This is a genomic window from Enterobacter sp. E1 (genome assembly GCF_016809815.1).
GTDB lineage: Bacteria > Pseudomonadota > Gammaproteobacteria > Enterobacterales > Enterobacteriaceae > Enterobacter > Enterobacter adelaidei.
Window position 1 is genome coordinate 1 of sequence record NZ_JAFBJM010000015.1, and the last position, 16,594, is coordinate 16,594.

General features: G+C 55.3%; 18 protein-coding genes and 1 riboswitch. Of the genes, 12 read left to right on the top strand and 6 right to left on the bottom strand.

Translation table 11 applies throughout. From position 1 onward, the window contains the following. Positions 1-410: 410 nt before the first annotated feature. The gene (gene purH / locus JGF26_RS21885; RefSeq protein ID WP_134708761.1) at positions 411-2,000 is read left to right on the top strand and encodes a bifunctional phosphoribosylaminoimidazolecarboxamide formyltransferase/IMP cyclohydrolase; all 1,590 of its coding nucleotides are present in this window, start codon (positions 411-413) and stop codon (positions 1,998-2,000) included. Positions 2,001-2,015: 15 nt separating this feature from the next. Beyond that, positions 2,016-3,308, top strand: a complete 1,293-nt coding sequence (gene purD, locus JGF26_RS21890; protein WP_028018461.1) for a phosphoribosylamine--glycine ligase — start codon at positions 2,016-2,018, stop codon at positions 3,306-3,308. Positions 3,309-3,365: 57 nt separating this feature from the next. Here the strand turns inward: purD and JGF26_RS21895 are convergent, their stop codons facing one another. From JGF26_RS21895 to nudC, 6 genes are all read right to left on the bottom strand, one after another. Continuing rightward, positions 3,366-4,058, bottom strand: a complete 693-nt coding sequence (locus JGF26_RS21895) for a DUF1481 domain-containing protein (protein WP_134708763.1) — start codon at positions 4,056-4,058, stop codon at positions 3,366-3,368. An 11-nt stretch (positions 4,059-4,069) separates the two neighbouring features. Next, positions 4,070-4,342, bottom strand: a complete 273-nt coding sequence (gene hupA, locus JGF26_RS21900; RefSeq protein WP_002445246.1) for a nucleoid-associated protein HU-alpha — start codon at positions 4,340-4,342, stop codon at positions 4,070-4,072. Between the two features lie 186 nt (positions 4,343-4,528). Further along, positions 4,529-5,119, bottom strand: a complete 591-nt coding sequence (locus JGF26_RS21905) for a YjaG family protein (RefSeq protein WP_028018463.1) — start codon at positions 5,117-5,119, stop codon at positions 4,529-4,531. A gap of 41 nt (positions 5,120-5,160) precedes the next feature. Then, positions 5,161-5,832: a deoxyribonuclease V gene (nfi, locus tag JGF26_RS21910; protein WP_049007696.1), complete on the bottom strand. Its 672-nt coding sequence runs from the start codon at positions 5,830-5,832 to the stop codon at positions 5,161-5,163. 9 nt (positions 5,833-5,841) lie between these two features. After that, the gene (hemE, locus tag JGF26_RS21915) at positions 5,842-6,906 is read right to left on the bottom strand and encodes a uroporphyrinogen decarboxylase (RefSeq protein ID WP_114980110.1); all 1,065 of its coding nucleotides are present in this window, start codon (positions 6,904-6,906) and stop codon (positions 5,842-5,844) included. 38 nt (positions 6,907-6,944) lie between these two features. Further along, entirely contained in the window at positions 6,945-7,718 is a 774-nt protein-coding gene (nudC, locus tag JGF26_RS21920) for an NAD(+) diphosphatase (protein WP_028018466.1), read from the bottom strand. A 95-nt stretch (positions 7,719-7,813) separates the two neighbouring features. Between nudC and JGF26_RS21925 the strand changes: the two genes are divergently transcribed. The 10 genes from JGF26_RS21925 to JGF26_RS21970 all read left to right on the top strand — a co-directional run bounded on the left by JGF26_RS21925 (position 7,814) and on the right by JGF26_RS21970 (position 16,587). Next, complete coding sequence (locus tag JGF26_RS21925; RefSeq protein WP_028018467.1) at positions 7,814-8,311, top strand: Rsd/AlgQ family anti-sigma factor; 498 nt, start codon at positions 7,814-7,816, stop codon at positions 8,309-8,311. 54 nt (positions 8,312-8,365) lie between these two features. Next, positions 8,366-8,479: riboswitch (TPP riboswitch) on the top strand. A gap of 78 nt (positions 8,480-8,557) precedes the next feature. Next, entirely contained in the window at positions 8,558-10,453 is a 1,896-nt protein-coding gene (gene thiC, locus JGF26_RS21930; RefSeq protein ID WP_134708760.1) for a phosphomethylpyrimidine synthase ThiC, read from the top strand. After that, positions 10,453-11,088 (top strand): thiamine phosphate synthase, encoded by a 636-nt coding sequence (gene thiE, locus JGF26_RS21935; RefSeq protein WP_128348913.1) that lies wholly within the window; start codon positions 10,453-10,455, stop codon positions 11,086-11,088. The genes thiC and thiE overlap by 1 nt, the downstream gene beginning before the upstream one ends. Next, entirely contained in the window at positions 11,081-11,836 is a 756-nt protein-coding gene (gene thiF, locus JGF26_RS21940; RefSeq protein WP_128348912.1) for a thiazole biosynthesis adenylyltransferase ThiF, read from the top strand. The genes thiE and thiF overlap by 8 nt, the downstream gene beginning before the upstream one ends. Continuing rightward, on the top strand, positions 11,820-12,020 hold the full coding sequence (thiS, locus tag JGF26_RS21945; RefSeq protein WP_028018471.1) for a sulfur carrier protein ThiS: 201 nt from the start codon (positions 11,820-11,822) through the stop codon (positions 12,018-12,020). Before thiF ends, thiS begins: the two co-directional genes overlap by 17 nt. A 1-nt stretch (position 12,021) precedes the next feature. Beyond that, a complete protein-coding gene (gene thiG / locus JGF26_RS21950) occupies positions 12,022-12,792 on the top strand; it encodes a thiazole synthase (RefSeq protein ID WP_134708758.1) in 771 nt (256 codons plus the stop codon). Then, entirely contained in the window at positions 12,789-13,922 is a 1,134-nt protein-coding gene (thiH, locus tag JGF26_RS21955) for a 2-iminoacetate synthase ThiH (RefSeq protein WP_049007702.1), read from the top strand. The genes thiG and thiH overlap by 4 nt, the downstream gene beginning before the upstream one ends. A gap of 318 nt (positions 13,923-14,240) precedes the next feature. After that, entirely contained in the window at positions 14,241-15,782 is a 1,542-nt protein-coding gene (locus JGF26_RS21960; RefSeq protein WP_134708756.1) for a sensor domain-containing diguanylate cyclase, read from the top strand. A gap of 179 nt (positions 15,783-15,961) precedes the next feature. After that, the gene (locus JGF26_RS21965; protein ID WP_010425948.1) at positions 15,962-16,270 is read left to right on the top strand and encodes a PTS sugar transporter subunit IIB; all 309 of its coding nucleotides are present in this window, start codon (positions 15,962-15,964) and stop codon (positions 16,268-16,270) included. Then, positions 16,270-16,587: a PTS lactose/cellobiose transporter subunit IIA gene (locus JGF26_RS21970; protein ID WP_028018475.1), complete on the top strand. Its 318-nt coding sequence runs from the start codon at positions 16,270-16,272 to the stop codon at positions 16,585-16,587. The genes JGF26_RS21965 and JGF26_RS21970 overlap by 1 nt, the downstream gene beginning before the upstream one ends. Positions 16,588-16,594: the final 7 nt, after the last annotated feature.

Genomic DNA, 16,594 nt, shown 5'->3' on the forward strand with positions numbered 1-16,594 from the left:
GCGGCTTTCAGCTCACCGTTGCGAGGTGGCGTATATTACGCTTTCCTCTTTCAGAGTCAACCCGTTATTTCAGGATTTTTTCTCTTCAACCGACCGGGTTGTTTGTGAAGTGATTCACATCCGCCGTGTCGATGGAGGCGCATTATAGGGAGTTCTCCGCAGGCCGCAACCGAAAAGTTGCAAAAAAATGACTGACTGCTGTATTCCCCAGCAAAACCCCGCTTTATACCTTTTTACACACAGACTTATCCACAATGATACGAAAAAGTGAAAATGTGCGAGCGCTGCGCAAACGTTTTCGTTAAAATGCTCGCGCTTAACAAGGATGCCCTGTCAGGTGTGTTAGATGAGTTTTTCGCTGGAAAATTCATCTAACGCTCTCTGTAATCGTGAAATCCAGGGGATTTACCATGCAACAACGTCGTCCAGTCCGCCGCGCTCTGCTCAGTGTTTCTGATAAAGCCGGTATCGTCGAATTCGCTCAGGCACTTTCTGCACGTGGTGTGGAGCTGCTTTCCACAGGCGGTACCGCTCGCCTGTTAGCAGATAAAGGTCTGCCGGTAACCGAAGTGTCCGATTACACCGGTTTCCCGGAAATGATGGATGGACGCGTCAAAACCCTGCATCCGAAAGTCCACGGAGGTATTCTTGGCCGCCGCGGTCAGGACGACGCCATTATGGAAAAACATGATATCGCGCCAATCGACATGGTCGTCGTTAACCTCTATCCGTTCGCTCAGACTGTTGCCCGCGAAGGCTGCTCGCTGGAAGATGCCGTAGAGAATATTGATATCGGCGGCCCGACCATGGTGCGCTCCGCGGCCAAGAATCATAAAGATGTGGCCATCGTCGTAAAGAGCAGCGACTACAACACCATTATTAATGAGATGGATGCCAACGAAGGGTCACTGACTCTGCAAACGCGTTTCGACCTCGCCATCAAAGCATTCGAACACACCGCCGCTTACGACAGCATGATCGCCAACTACTTCGGTAGCCTGGTGCCGGCTTACCACAGTGAAAGCAAAGATCCTTCAGGCCGCTTCCCGCGCACCCTGAACCTGAACTTCATTAAGAAGCAGGATATGCGTTATGGTGAGAACAGCCACCAGCAGGCAGCCTTCTATATAGAAGAAGAGGTCAAAGAAGCCTCGGTTGCTACCGCTCAACAGGTTCAGGGCAAAGCGCTTTCCTATAACAACATCGCTGACACCGATGCTGCGCTGGAATGTGTGAAAGAGTTCAGTGAGCCTGCCTGCGTTATCGTCAAGCACGCCAACCCATGCGGCGTCGCGGTAAGTAGTTCTATTCTGGATGCCTACGATCGCGCCTACAAAACCGACCCGACCTCCGCGTTCGGCGGTATTATCGCCTTCAACCGCGAGCTGGATGCTGAAACGGCGCAGGCCATCATCTCCCGTCAGTTTGTCGAAGTGATCATCGCGCCATCCGCATCCGAAGAAGCGCTGAAAATCACCGCTGCAAAACAGAACGTGCGCGTGCTGGTTTGCGGTCAGTGGGCTGAGCGTGTACCAGGCCTGGACTTCAAACGCGTGAACGGCGGTCTGCTGGTTCAGGACCGCGACCTGGGTATGGTGACAGAAGCCGACCTGCGCGTGGTGACCAAACGTCAACCAACCGAGCAGGAACTGCGTGACGCGCTGTTCTGCTGGAAAGTGGCGAAATTCGTGAAATCCAACGCCATTGTCTACGCGAAAGAGAACATGACCATCGGGATAGGTGCGGGCCAGATGAGCCGTGTTTATTCTGCAAAAATCGCCGGGATTAAAGCAGGTGATGAAGGTCTGGAAGTGAAAGGCTCCGCCATGGCGTCTGACGCCTTCTTCCCGTTCCGTGACGGTATCGATGCTGCCGCAGCAGTAGGCATCACCTGTGTGATCCAGCCTGGCGGTTCCATTCGTGATGACGAAGTGATTGCCGCTGCCGATGAACACGGTATTGCGATGATCTTCACCGACATGCGCCACTTCCGCCATTAATTCCCGGAGTAGAAAATGAAAGTATTAGTGATTGGTAATGGCGGACGCGAGCACGCTCTGGCGTGGAAAGCGGCACAGTCTCCGCTGGTGAAAACCGTCTTTGTGGCACCGGGCAACGCCGGTACGGCGCTGGAGCCTGCGCTGCAGAACGTGGCTATCGGCGTGACCGATATTCCAGCACTGCTGAGCTTTGCCCAGAACGAGAAAATCGATCTGACCATCGTCGGCCCGGAAGCGCCGCTGGTGATTGGCGTGGTGGATGCGTTCCGCGCGGCCGGCCTTAAAATCTTCGGGCCAACCGAAGGTGCAGCACAGCTCGAAGGCTCCAAAGCCTTCACCAAAGATTTCCTCGCGCGTCACAACATCCCGACGGCGGAATATCAGAACTTCACGGAAGTTGAGCCAGCCCTGGCTTATCTGCGTGAAAAGGGCGCGCCGATTGTCATTAAGGCCGACGGCCTGGCTGCCGGTAAAGGCGTTATCGTGGCGATGACTCTCGAAGAAGCGGAGGCCGCGGTGCAGGACATGCTGGCAGGTAACGCATTCGGCGACGCAGGCCATCGCATCGTGATCGAAGAGTTCCTCGATGGTGAAGAGGCGAGCTTCATTGTAATGGTCGACGGCGAGCACGTTCTGCCGATGGCTACCAGCCAGGATCATAAACGCGTAGGCAATGCGGATACCGGCCCGAACACCGGCGGTATGGGCGCTTACTCACCCGCTCCGGTCGTGACTGACGAAGTACATCAGCGCACGATGGATCGCATCATCTGGCCAACCGTAAAAGGTATGGCAGCCGAAGGGAACACTTACACTGGTTTCCTCTATGCGGGTCTGATGATCGATAAACAGGGTAACCCTAAGGTCATCGAGTTCAACTGCCGCTTTGGCGATCCAGAAACTCAGCCGATCATGCTGCGCATGAAATCCGATCTGGTCGATCTGTGCCTGGCAGCCTGTGAAGGTAAGCTGGATGAGAAAACTTCCGAGTGGGACGAACGTGCATCTCTGGGCGTGGTGATTGCCGCTGGCGGCTATCCAGGCAATTACAACACCGGAGATGAGATCCACGGTCTGCCGCTGGAAGAGCTCGAAGGCGGTAAAGTGTTCCATGCGGGTACGAAACTGTCTGACGACGATCGCGTACTGACCAACGGTGGCCGCGTGCTGTGTGCGACCGCATTGGGTCATAGCGTTGCAGAAGCACAGAAGCGCGCCTATGCGCTGATGGCGGATATTCACTGGAACGGTAGCTTTAGCCGTCAGGATATCGGCTATCGCGCGATTGCGCGTGAGCAAGGGGAGTAACGGAAGCGTCTGTTACACTCACCCAACTCCTCTCCCTCAAGGGAGAGGGGATTTACGTCAGAAACTTTTTTCTGTCGGCTGCCAGGTGCAGAAGTCTTCGTTCGCCACCAGCAGCAGTTGAGAACCTTCCGGTGCTTCAAGCCACGCCACACTCACCTCCATAGATGAATGACGCTGACGACGTTCAATATGTTCGGTTGCCCAGGATTCAAGCTCAGGCTTCACTGTCTGCCCTTCGCAAGTTGTTACCGTCCCATCGGCGTGCCAGCGCCCCTGGCGCAGTACAACGCGTCCCTGACGCAGCGCATCGCTGGTCTGGCGGATCTGTTCAGCACGATAACGATAGAGAGCAATTTGATCGCTGGAAAGCTGCTGTTTTTGACCACTCACATCACGCTGCATAAAGCTCAGCTCGCCATGGTCATCAAAACGGACTTTCACATGTTCGGGGGTTTTACTGTAGACGTTCAGTTCGATCAGCGTGAGGTCATCGCCCTGCCAGCGATACTCCGCGGTCGAGGTATTGCCGTTATGCCACGGGCTAAAAGCAGAAAGCAGATGCACTTCCCCGCCGGAATCTTTGCGCCAGATCCTGACCGCCCCCTGGTTGTCAGCGTAGCCGCTGGCAGTAAACGGTGGCAGAGTGGAGTCATGGCTACAGGCTGACAGCAACAGCACGCCGGCCAGCGCGAGCGCACCACGCCAGACAGACAAAAGGGGCGTTACCGCCCCTTCGTTAAAACTGTTCACTGCCACGCGTCTTACTTAACAGCGTCTTTCAGAGCTTTACCAGAAACGAATGCTGGCACGTTAGCTGCGGCGATTTTGATTTCTTTACCGGTCTGCGGGTTGCGGCCAGTGCGCTCAGCACGGTGGTTCACTTTGAAGGTACCGAAACCAACCAGTTGTACAGCATCGCCTTCTTTCAGAGACTCAGTAATTGCAGCCAGGGTAGATTCCAGAGCAGCTTTAGCCTGCACTTTAGACAGATCAGCCTTGTCCGCAATTACATCAATCAGTTGAGTCTTGTTCATAAGTTATCCTTTCAATGTGTTTATCGCTTGCTAAGCATCGAGTGCGACGAAAATGCCAAAAAAGCACTCTCCTGCATACACGCACCGATAGCCACTTTTTTTCGCCCCCCAAATGTAGACCAGACAAGGGGCGAAAGGGAAGAGTCGAGGAGCGACAAAACGGGCGTTATCTCAAGTTTTATTGTCTCATTGGTTAAAAATTATACCAATATTGCTCTCACCGGCCTCACGTAAGTCCGCGCGCAGCCCTTTTATCAGCTCGATATCGCGCTCTTCACACTCTGCCAGCAGGCGGAAAATTTCCCACTGAATGTCCCATTCTTGTTCTACCGCCGGGTTCGCACGCAGCTCTTCGTCGGTCATTTCACGACCTTCCTGAGTCATTTCCAGCATCGCAACGGTCGTAATCGATGCCTTACTGACTTCGATAGCATGCTCCAGCGTTTCACCACTCAGGCGGGAGTGAATCAACTCGCTTAACGCCACACAGGCATCGATCGCCGGATAGACACCGTACAGGTCAAAATCATCCGCAACCGGAATCGCCTCTTCCAGCTTTTCGAGCTGAGAGTCGAAATTCACCTTCGCGTCTTTCACCGTCAGCGTTTCCCAGATCAGATCCAGAATTCGGCGATAAATATGACCATCACCAAAGCCCGTCTGCTTGCAGAACGCGGCATAGTTGGGATACATGCGCTCGCACAGGCAAGCCATAAAGGTGACGTGCTGCCAGCTTTCCAGCTTCTCAAGGCGCAGGTGAATCGGGTTTTGTAACATGATGATCTCTCGAATCGAAAATTAGGCGCAGTTTACCTGAATCATCGCTGAATTTCCTGCCAACGAACAAAAGCTGGGCGTGAAGAAGCCACCGCATCAGCCCAGCGCGTCGGCTCTGGTAACCGGTAACCCTTCACACAGCGCTGCACCCACCCCAGAGCGCTATCCATGCTCACCCGATGTCCGGTGGCAATAAACAGCGGGTTACAACGGGCTTTGCTGCGCCATACCCACGCCAGTTGTTCACCTTTATCAATGAGCGGCGCCAGCGCGCCAGGCTCGGCAGAAAGCGGTTCAAACGCGCCGCACAAGCGTTTCTTAGCTACGCCGATGGTGGGAACATCCACCAGCAGGCCAAAGTGGCTGGCCACGCCTAAACGGCGCGGATGCGAAATACCGTGCCCATCGACAAACAGTAGGTCAGGTTTTTGCGAGAGCTGTTCCCACGCTGCCAGCAGCGCGGGGTATTCGCGGAAGGAGAGAAAGCCCGGGATGTACGGCATGGTGGTGGCAATACGCGCCACTTTGTACTCCACCAGCTCAAGCGAGGGATATTTCAGTACCACCATCGCCGCTCGCGTCACGTCCCCACCCTGCTCAAACCCGACGTCAGCTCCACCGATAAACTGCGGGGGATCCTTATCCAGACGATCCTCGCGGATCACGGATGAAGCCAGTTCAATTTGTTGGGCGCGTAATGACGCGAGATCCATAGAGATTCCTTACTTGTGGTATTGCGCAGAGAGTCGGTGTACCGCCTCCACAAACGCGCCAGCGTGTTCTGGCGGCACGTCCTGATGAATACCATGCCCGAGGTTAAAGACGTGCCCTTCGCCCTGGCCGAAACCGGCGAGAATGGTTGCCACCTCTTCTTCAATGCGAGCCGGCTGTGCATAAAGCATGGACGGATCCATATTGCCCTGCAGCGCCACCTTGTCACCCACGCGACGGCGCGCATCGGCAATATCGGTTGTCCAGTCGAGACCCAGCGCGTCACATCCCGTTGCAGCCATCGCCTCCAGCCACTGACCGCCGCCTTTGGTGAACAAGGTCACCGGCACGCGGCGGCCTTCGTTTTCACGCAGCAGGCCATCAACGATCTTGTGCATGTAATAGAGCGAGAACTGCTGATAATCGCGTCCGGTGAGTACGCCGCCCCAGGTGTCGAAAATCATCACTGACTGTGCGCCCGCTTTAATCTGCGCGTTGAGGTAGAGCGTGACGCTCTTCGCAAGCTTGTCGAGCAGCGCATGCAACGCCAGCGGCTCCGCGTACATCATCTTTTTAATCACGGTGAAAGCCTTGCTGCTGCCACCTTCAACCATGTAAGTCGCCAGCGTCCACGGACTACCAGAGAAACCGATCAGCGGCACTTCACCTTTCAGCTCACGGCGAATAGTGCGCACGGCATTCATCACATAGCCCAGTTCATCTTCAGGATCGGGAACAGGCAGCTTGTCGACGTCGGCTTTGCTTTTGATTGGGGAGGTGAAACGTGGACCTTCACCGGTTTCAAAATAGAGCCCAAGGCCCATCGCATCCGGGATGGTCAGAATATCCGAGAAGAGGATCGCAGCATCCAGCGGGAAGCGGCGCAGCGGCTGGAGCGTCACTTCACAGGCCAGCTCAGCGTTTTTGCACAGCGACATAAAATCGCCTGCCTGCGCGCGCGTGGCTTTGTACTCTGGCAGATAGCGTCCCGCCTGGCGCATCATCCACACCGGGGTGACATCAACGGGCTGGCGCAGCAGCGCACGCAGATAACGATCGTTCTTCAGTTCGGTCATTTTTGCAGTTCCTTAAGCGTCATGGCCTCAGTGTAACACTACTCATACTCAGCCCGACACATTGCCACAGTATCTTCTATTAGCCGACGCGCCACCGTACCTGGCGGCGGTAACAGAGGTAAATCGTCATACCGATACCAGTTCGCTTCCAGTAACTCTTTCTGGTCGATGACGATGTCCCCGCTATCATATTCGGCCATAAATGCCGTCATCAGTGACTGCGGGAACGGCCACGGCTGGGAGGTAACATAGCGAAGGTTCTTCACTTTAATCCCGCTCTCCTCCATCACTTCGCGCGCCACCGCCTGCTCCAGCGTTTCGCCCACTTCGACAAACCCGGCCAGCACAGTGTGAATGCCGTTGCGGTGACGGGTATGCTGTGCCAGCAGGATAGAATCCTCGCGACGGATAGCGACGATAATGCACGGCGCAATCTGCGGATAGTAGCGTTCGCGGCAGTGGCTGCAGAGCATCGCCCACTCGGTTTTGCTCGGGTGCATAGTATGCCCGCAGTAACCGCAGTATTTATGCGAACGATAAAACTCCGCCAGCTGTACACCACGGCCCGCCAGCTGGAACAGCCCAACATCCAGATCCAGCACCTGACGAACCGATCCCATGTCCTGACGTCGAGCCTGCTGGACCATCCACACGGGATCGCCCTGCCACTCACCGATCCTCAGTGCAGGTTGACCAACAAGATCGAATTTTTCCGCCGCACCATAGGGAATTTCCCCGACGGGGAGCCATAATTTTTGTTCGTGACTGACGATCCACCAACCAAGATCTGATTTTTCAATAATACGATCCATATCTATTGCACTACCTTCGCTTCACTGACATGTTGTTAGCATTGTGGTTACATTTTGGATAAGCAGATTCAATTCTAAACTTTGCGGAGTCGAACATGTTAAACCAGCTAGAAAGCCTGACTGAGCGCGTTAGAGGAAGTAACAAACTGGTGGATCGCTGGCTACATGTGCGCAAGCATCTACTCGTGGCTTATTACAATCTGGTCGGTATTAAGCCTGGCAAAGAATCGTTTATGCGTCTGAATGAAAAAGCGCTGGATGATTTTTGTCAGAGCCTGGTCGACTACCTGTCCGACGGCCATTTCAATATTTATGAACGCATTATCCGCGAAATGGAAGGGACTACGCCGTATTTAGCGGCCAGCAAACTCTATCCGCTGCTGGAAGCCAATACCCAGCAGATTATGGACTACTACGATTCCACGCTTGAGAATGCGATCGATCACGATAACTATCTTGAGTTTCAGCAGGCGCTTTCCGACCTTGGCGAAGCGCTGGAAGAACGATTCACACTGGAAGATAAGCTGATCGCCCTCGTGCTGGATAGCAATCTCAGTGCCAGCAACGAAGATAACATCGCGCGCCCTGCTTGAGTTCTTAATCGTTAACGAGTAATTTACAAACATTCGCCCCTCTCACGAGGGGGATTTTTCTTGTCGGAGTGCCCAGCGTTTGCAAAAACGCGGGCTGAGACCGTTAATTCGGGATCCGCGGAACCTGATCAGGCTAATACCTGCGAAGGGAACAAGAGTCACACTGCTGTTGTATCGCCTGCGGGCGATCTTCTCTTGCTTCATCCGTCGTCTGACAAGCCATGTCCTTCACTTTTGGAATGAGCTATGTCTACCACTAAACTGACCCGTCGCGAACAGCGCGCACACGCCCAACACTTCATTGATACCCTGGAAGGCACCGCTTTCCCGAACTCTAAACGCATCTACATCACCGGCTCTCAGGCGGATATCCGCGTGCCGATGCGTGAAATTCAGCTTAGCCCAACGCTTATCGGCGGCAGCAAAGATAACCCACAGTATGAAGACAACGAAGCTGTGCCGGTGTATGACACCTCCGGTCCCTACGGTGACCCTGAAATTGCCATCAACGTTCAGAAAGGCCTGGCTAAGCTGCGCCAACCGTGGATCGACGCCCGCCTGGACAGCGAGGAGCTAAACGAGCAAAGTTCTGCCTATACCAAAGAGCGCCTGGCCGACGACGGTCTGGACGAGCTGCGCTTCACCGGCCTGCTGACACCGAAACGCGCTAAAGCGGGCAAATGCGTGACCCAGTTGCACTACGCGCGTCAGGGGATCGTCACCCCCGAAATGGAGTTCATCGCCATCCGCGAAAACATGGGCCGTGAGCGCATCCGTAGCGAAATTCTGCGCCACCAGCATCCGGGGGAAGGTTTTGGCGCTCGCCTGCCGGAAAACATTACGCCGGAATTTGTGCGTGACGAAGTCGCCGCTGGCCGCGCGATTATCCCTGCCAACATCAATCACCCGGAATCTGAGCCAATGATTATCGGCCGTAATTTCCTGGTGAAGGTCAACGCTAACATCGGTAACTCTGCTGTTACTTCCTCCATTGAAGAGGAGGTGGAAAAACTGGTCTGGTCGACGCGCTGGGGTGCGGACACGGTGATGGACCTCTCCACTGGCCGTTATATTCACGAAACCCGCGAATGGATCCTGCGTAACAGCCCGGTTCCTATCGGGACGGTACCTGTGTATCAGGCGCTGGAGAAGGTCAACGGCATTGCCGAAGATCTTACCTGGGAGGCCTTCCGCGACACGTTACTGGAACAGGCTGAACAGGGCGTAGACTACTTCACTATTCACGCAGGTGTACTGCTGCGCTACGTGCCGATGACGGCGAAACGTCTGACCGGCATCGTCTCGCGCGGCGGTTCGATCATGGCGAAGTGGTGTCTGTCCCATCATCAGGAAAACTTCCTCTACGAACACTTCCGTGAGATTTGCGAAATCTGCGCCGCGTACGATGTCTCTCTGTCGCTGGGCGACGGTCTGCGTCCTGGCTCCATCCGCGATGCCAATGACGAAGCGCAGTTTGCCGAATTGCACACGCTGGGTGAACTCACCAAAATCGCCTGGGAATATGACGTACAGGTGATGATTGAAGGCCCGGGACATGTGCCAATGCAGATGATCCGTCGCAACATGACTGAAGAGCTGGAGCACTGCCACGAAGCGCCGTTCTACACCCTCGGGCCATTGACCACCGATATCGCGCCGGGCTATGACCATTTCACCTCCGGGATTGGTGCGGCAATGATTGGCTGGTTCGGCTGCGCCATGCTCTGCTACGTCACGCCGAAAGAGCACCTCGGCCTGCCAAACAAAGAAGATGTAAAACAGGGTCTGATCACCTACAAGATTGCCGCCCACGCAGCCGATCTGGCGAAAGGCCACCCGGGCGCGCAAATCCGTGATAACGCCATGTCGAAAGCACGCTTCGAATTCCGCTGGGAAGATCAGTTCAACCTGGCGCTCGACCCATTCACTGCTCGCGCCTATCACGACGAAACACTGCCGCAGGAATCAGGCAAAGTGGCACACTTCTGCTCCATGTGCGGGCCGAAATTCTGCTCGATGAAAATCAGCCAGGAGGTACGTGACTACGCTGCCGCACAAACCATTGAAGTGGGCATGGCGGATATGTCAGAAACCTTCCGCGCCAAAGGCGGTGAAATCTACCTCAAAAAAGAGGAGGCGTAATGTACCAGCCCGATTTTCCACCTGTGCCCTTTCGTTTAGGGCTCTATCCGGTGGTGGATAGCGTGGAATGGATAGAGCGCCTGCTTGCGACGGGCGTTCGCACAATCCAGCTACGCATTAAAGATAAACACGATGAAGAGGTAGAGACGGATGTGGTTTCTGCCATCGCGCTGGGGCGTCGCTATGACGCTCGCCTGTTTATCAACGACTACTGGCGACTGGCGATCAAACATCAGGCTTACGGCGTACATCTGGGTCAGGAAGACCTTGAGACAACCGACCTCAATGCGATCCGCGACGCAGGGCTGCGTCTGGGGGTGTCAACGCATGACGATATGGAAATCGACGTCGCGCTGACCGCCCGCCCCTCTTACATCGCCCTCGGCCACGTCTTCCCGACGCAAACCAAGCAGATGCCCTCCGCACCGCAAGGTCTGGCGCAGCTGGCGAGTCACGTTGAACGCCTTGCCGATTATCCCACTGTTGCCATCGGCGGCATCAGCCTTGAACGTGCCCCGGCGGTGCTGGAGACCGGGGTCGGCAGCATTGCCGTCGTCAGCGCCATTACCCAGGCAGCAGACTGGCAGTCGGCTACCGAGCAGCTGTTACAGCTGGCAGGAGCAGGCGATGAATGATCGTGATTTTATGCGCTACAGCCGTCAGCTTCTGCTGGAGGATATCGCCATTGACGGACAGCAAAAGCTGCTCGCCAGCCGGGTTCTGATTGTGGGTCTGGGCGGGTTAGGAGCCCCTGCCGCGCTCTATCTGGCAGGGGCGGGCGTCGGCACGCTGGTACTGGCCGATGACGACGACGTTCACCTCAGCAACCTGCAACGGCAAATTCTCTTTACCACCGAGGATATTAACCAGCCTAAAGCGCAAATCACCCGCCAGCGGCTGAACCAGCTTAACCCGGATATCGAACTGATTGCCTTACAGCAACGGCTCAGCGGTGAAAGCCTGCAACGCGAAGTTGCCCTGGCCGACGTGGTGCTGGACTGCACCGACAATATGGCGACGCGTCAGGCGATCAACGCCGCCTGCGTGGCAAATAATACGCCGCTTATCACCGCCAGCGCGGTGGGTTTCGGCGGGCAGATGATGGTCCTGACTCCGCCGTGGTCGCAGGGCTGCTATCGCTGCCTGTGGCCGGATGATGCCGAGCCAACGCGCAACTGCCGGACGGCGGGCATTCTTGGTCCGGTGGTCGGCGTGATGGGCACAATGCAGGCGCTGGAAGCTATCAAGCTGCTTAGCGGCATGGAGACGGAACGCAATACGCTGCGCTTGTTTGATGCCCGCTCCAGCGGCTGGCGACAGCTGGCGCTTCACCGTGCCAGCCACTGCCCGGTATGCGGAGGCCACGATGCGCATTCTGTTTAACGATGAGCCGATGAGCTGCGACGACGGGCTTACCGTTGCCGTTTTGCTCGATAAATTACGTCAGCTTAAACCAGGCACAGCGCTGGCGCTCAATCAACAGATCCTGCCGCGCGAGCAGTGGGAGCTTCAGCAGGTCAATGAAGGTGATCAGATCCTGCTGTTTCAGGTTATCGCAGGGGGCTGAGATGTTACGTATTGCCGATAAAGTCTTTGATTCACATCTGTTTACCGGAACCGGAAAGTTCGCCTCTCCACAGCTGATGGTGGAGGCCATCCGGGAAAGCGGCAGCCAGCTGGTGACGCTGGCCATGAAGCGCGTGGACCTGCGTCACCACAGCGATGCCATTCTGGCACCTTTACTGGAAGCAGGCGTTACGCTGCTGCCCAATACGTCCGGCGCGAAAACGGCAGAGGAGGCGATTTTTGCCGCACAACTGGCGCGAGAAGCGCTCGGCACCCGCTGGCTGAAGCTGGAAATTCACCCGGATGCCCGCTGGCTGCTACCTGACCCTATCGAAACGCTGAAAGCAGCCGAAAAACTGGTTCAGCAGGGGTTTATCGTTCTGCCTTACTGCGGAGCCGACCCCGTACTGTGCAAGCGTCTGGAAGAGGTCGGCTGTGCCGCCGTTATGCCGCTGGGCGCCCCCATCGGCTCCAATCAGGGGCTGGAAACCCGTGCGATGCTTGAAATCATTATTGAGCAGGCCACCGTGCCAGTCGTTGTGGATGCGGGCATTGGTGTGCCAAGCCATGCTGCGCAGGCGCTGGAGATGGGCGCAGACGCCGTGCTGGTGAACACGGCCATCGCGGTAGCTGATGACCCGGTCATGATGGCGCGCGCGTTCCGCATGGCCGTAGAGGCCGGCGTGCTGGCAAGGGCGTCCGGCCCCGGCTCGCGCAGTTTTCAGGCTCAGGCCACCAGCCCGTTGACCGGTTTTCTGGAGGCAATCTCATGAGTACGTTTACCGAGCGCTGGCGGCAGCTTAACTGGGACGACATTGCCCTGCGCATCAACAGCAAGACGGCTGCTGACGTGGAGCGAGCATTGAACGCCCGTCACCTCACCCGTGAGGATTTGATGGCCCTGCTCTCCCCGGCAGCCAGCGCCTATCTTGAACCGATGGCACAGCGTGCTCAGAGGCTGACACGCCAGCGCTTTGGCAACACGGTGAGTTTTTACGTCCCGCTTTACCTCTCTAACCTGTGCGCCAATGACTGTACCTATTGCGGTTTTTCCATGAGTAACCGCATCAAGCGGAAAACGCTCGATGAGAGTGAAATTGCGCGTGAGTGTGCGGCCATTCGTGAAATGGGCTTTGAGCATCTTCTGCTGGTCACGGGTGAACATCAGGGGAAAGTGGGGATGGACTATTTTCGTCAGCACCTCCCCGCCATTCGTCGTCAGTTTGCCTCTTTGCAAATGGAAGTGCAGCCCCTGTCGCAAGAGGAATACGCGGAGTTAAAAACGCTCGGGCTGGACGGGGTCATGGTCTATCAGGAAACCTACCACGAGGCGACATATGCCCGGCATCACCTCAAGGGAAAGAAACAGGATTTCTTTTTCCGGCTGGAGACACCGGACAGACTGGGACGCGCCGGGATCGACAAAATCGGTCTGGGGGCGCTGATCGGGCTATCGGATAGCTGGCGGGTAGATTGCTACATGGTGGCAGAACATCTGCTATGGCTCCAGCAACGCTACTGGCAGAGCCGTTACTCTATCTCCTTCCCCCGGCTGCGGCCTTGCACGGGAGGGGTTGAACCGGCTTCTCTGATGGATGAGCGTCAACTGGTGCAAACCATCTGTGCATTCCGCCTGCTTGCTCCGGAGGTTGAGTTGTCTCTCTCAACGCGCGAGTCCCCGGCGTTTCGCGATCGCGTGATCCCACTTGCGATCAACAACGTTAGCGCATTTTCCAAAACGCAGCCCGGCGGCTACGCCGACGACCATCCGGAACTGGAGCAGTTTGCGCCACATGACGGGCGACGTCCGGAAGCCGTCGCTGCCGCTCTGACTGAACAGGGTCTACAGCCTGTCTGGAAAGACTGGGACAGCTGGCTGGGAAGAACCTCGCAATTGCGTTGAAACACACCGGAACCCGGGAAAAAATTGTCGAGACGCTTCGGAGAGTCACAACTGGATGATTGTCAGCAATCGTCCGGTTTTTTATTGTCTCAAGGCCAGCAACGGACGCTGGCCAGGGCGAAAAAGCTTCTTCCTCGTTTCGCCCTGCCTCTGCCTGAATCCAGAATGTTCATAAGTAATTTCTTAGTGATTCTTAATATAAATCATCTCGTCTGAAACCGTACATCGTATAATTCACAGCCAATCGCAGGACAGCGACTATGCTGAGAGGATATCGGCAGACAAAAAGCATTCACCATCAGGATCGATGTACAACTCATGGCACTTCACAGCAAAAAACTCTCTTTCACCCGGCCAATTATGCTCAGCTTCGCGGGGATCCTGTGCAGTTTTGTGCTGATCGCGGTCGCGGTGACGCTTTCGCAACGAAAGGATTTTCTTGAGGATTATCACAAGATTAATAGCAATTTCACGCATAACCTGGCGGTGAATTACACCGAATCTATCCTGCGTGAAAATGACTATATCCTTGGCCGTTCCGCGATGTACTTCGCGCGCGACGACAGGCTAAACGAGACGCTAAACGTTAACCCGACGCAGGGGCTGCAGATGATGATGCATTTGCAGAACCTGATGCCGACCGTCTCCTCCATTTCACTGGCAGACACGCAGGGGCATTATCTCCGCGCACCGGAAGTGCTCCCCACGGAGACGAGTAAAACCTTCGATCCCCGGACGAGACCGTGGTTTGTCGCCCAGGCGGAAGCCAGCATCTTCAGCCACTATACCCGCCCTTATATGGATTACTTTACGGGTCACCCCACGGTCACTCTTTATAAGCCCGTGATTTCACCAGAAGGCAGGCTGAAGGGAACGCTCGCTTTTCATCTCGATCTCACGTCAATGGGCTATACTCTGCGCCAGATGGTAGCACCCGTTCAGGGGGAGTTCTTCATCGTCGAACGCGACGGTGCTGTGGTGCTGCACCCGGATACCGGTGCACTCTTCAAGCAGTACGTGAGCGAAGCGCTGATGGACAAAATGACCAGCGGCGAAGGGCATCTTTACGACAAGAAAAGCAACGCCTGGTATTACTATTACTCGTTTACTAACCCGGACTGGTTTGTTATTTACCGGGTATCGGGTGCGACGCTCACTGATATTACTCGCCACGAAACGACGATTGTTGGCTGGGGGTTTGCCCTGGCGGCCATCATCATCATCCTCTTTGGTTTATACCTGCGCCATGCATCGCGTACCGTGCTGATGCACATTATCAATGCCATCAAAACCGGCGACGTCAGCGAAGCGCCGCGTCTGGAAGCGATGCTGAGCCACACTATCCAGTCCAATAAAGAGCGTGAGATGGCGTATGTCCGCCAGGCAACGCACGATGCGCTGACGGGCTGCAAAAACCGTCGCGCGTTCGATAGCGATGTGGCGGAGCTTCTGGAAGCACACCAGCCTTTTGCAATGGCGCTGGTGGATATTGATAACTTCAAGTCGATTAACGATACGCTGGGTCACTTAACCGGTGACATCGTCCTGCGCAACGTGGCCCGCGAAGGGCTCCAGATAATGCAGCCACATCACGTCTCGGTTTACCGTTACGGAGGGGAAGAGTTCGCGGTAGTCTTCCAGGCTGAGCAGATTGCTTCGGCACTTTCATTACTTGAGGCGTGGCGTACCGCCGTTGAAAAACGCGCCTGGCGGGAAGAAAACCTGCGGGTAACGTTCAGTGGTGGCTTGGGAGAATGGCACCACGAACCGCTGGAACAATTTGTGGGTAGTATTGATAACGCACTTTACAGCGCGAAGCAGCAGGGAAAAAATCGCATTATCCGCACGTCCATCAGCTAATCCTCACCTTTCAGCCTGCCCGTTTCGGCGGGTAAGCTGCTCACCAATGCAAAATTGTAACCGGTTTCAGAAAATCGTCGGTTTCTTTGTGATGCCTCACACACAATCACGGTAAAGCGGTTGTTGAAGCGTTCTGCACGGGATAATTATCAATAAACACATGTAGATCGAGGCTGATTATGAAGAACATCGTTTTATGCTGTGCAGCGGGAATGTCAACCAGCATGCTGGTTCAACGTATGAAAGATGCCGCACAGAAAAAAGGGGTTGAAGTCACCATTAAAGCCGTTCCGGTTGCGGAGTTTAAAGACAACATCGCGACGGCCGACATCGTATTACTGGGGCCACAGGTTAAATACGAGCAGGCTAAACTACAGGCACAGGCCGACCCACTGGGTAAAAAGGTCGCGGTGATCGACATGATGGATTACGGCATGATGAAAGGCGATGCCGTACTGGAAAAAGCGCTCAAACTGCTGGAGTCATAATGGAAGACTTAGAAACCACAATCATGGAACTGCTGGTCAACGCAGGTGCGGCACGCAGTGCTGCCCTTACGGCGTTGCAGATGGCACGTAAAGGTGACTTTGCCGAAGCCGAAAAGGCGATGGAAGAGTCGCGCGAATATGTGAAGCATGCGCACACGATTCAGACGCAGCTTATTGGTCTTGATGAAGGTACCGGGAAGCTGCCGGTTAACCTGATCACCGTCCATTCTCAGGATCACCTGATGAACGCGATGGTCATTCAGGACCTGGCGGGCGATATGATAGAGCTGTACCGTCGGCTACCGCTGATTAACTGAAAAAAGA

Excerpts from the sequence above, each read along its gene's own strand:
- purH (WP_134708761.1), top strand. The coding sequence starts at position 411 with ATGCAACAACGTCGTCCAGTCCGCCGCGCTCTGCTCAGTGTTTCTGAT.
- purD (WP_028018461.1), top strand. The coding sequence starts at position 2,016 with ATGAAAGTATTAGTGATTGGTAATGGCGGACGCGAGCACGCTCTGGCG.
- hupA (WP_002445246.1), bottom strand. The coding sequence starts at position 4,342 with ATGAACAAGACTCAACTGATTGATGTAATTGCGGACAAGGCTGATCTG.
- JGF26_RS21905 (WP_028018463.1), bottom strand. The coding sequence starts at position 5,119 with ATGTTACAAAACCCGATTCACCTGCGCCTTGAGAAGCTGGAAAGCTGG.
- nfi (WP_049007696.1), bottom strand. The coding sequence starts at position 5,832 with ATGGATCTCGCGTCATTACGCGCCCAACAAATTGAACTGGCTTCATCC.
- hemE (WP_114980110.1), bottom strand. The coding sequence starts at position 6,906 with ATGACCGAACTGAAGAACGATCGTTATCTGCGTGCGCTGCTGCGCCAG.
- nudC (WP_028018466.1), bottom strand. The coding sequence starts at position 7,718 with ATGGATCGTATTATTGAAAAATCAGATCTTGGTTGGTGGATCGTCAGT.
- JGF26_RS21925 (WP_028018467.1), top strand. The coding sequence starts at position 7,814 with ATGTTAAACCAGCTAGAAAGCCTGACTGAGCGCGTTAGAGGAAGTAAC.
- thiC (WP_134708760.1), top strand. The coding sequence starts at position 8,558 with ATGTCTACCACTAAACTGACCCGTCGCGAACAGCGCGCACACGCCCAA.
- thiE (WP_128348913.1), top strand. The coding sequence starts at position 10,453 with ATGTACCAGCCCGATTTTCCACCTGTGCCCTTTCGTTTAGGGCTCTAT.
- thiF (WP_128348912.1), top strand. The coding sequence starts at position 11,081 with ATGAATGATCGTGATTTTATGCGCTACAGCCGTCAGCTTCTGCTGGAG.
- thiS (WP_028018471.1), top strand. The coding sequence starts at position 11,820 with ATGCGCATTCTGTTTAACGATGAGCCGATGAGCTGCGACGACGGGCTT.
- thiG (WP_134708758.1), top strand. The coding sequence starts at position 12,022 with ATGTTACGTATTGCCGATAAAGTCTTTGATTCACATCTGTTTACCGGA.
- thiH (WP_049007702.1), top strand. The coding sequence starts at position 12,789 with ATGAGTACGTTTACCGAGCGCTGGCGGCAGCTTAACTGGGACGACATT.
- JGF26_RS21960 (WP_134708756.1), top strand. The coding sequence starts at position 14,241 with ATGGCACTTCACAGCAAAAAACTCTCTTTCACCCGGCCAATTATGCTC.
- JGF26_RS21965 (WP_010425948.1), top strand. The coding sequence starts at position 15,962 with ATGAAGAACATCGTTTTATGCTGTGCAGCGGGAATGTCAACCAGCATG.
- JGF26_RS21970 (WP_028018475.1), top strand. The coding sequence starts at position 16,270 with ATGGAAGACTTAGAAACCACAATCATGGAACTGCTGGTCAACGCAGGT.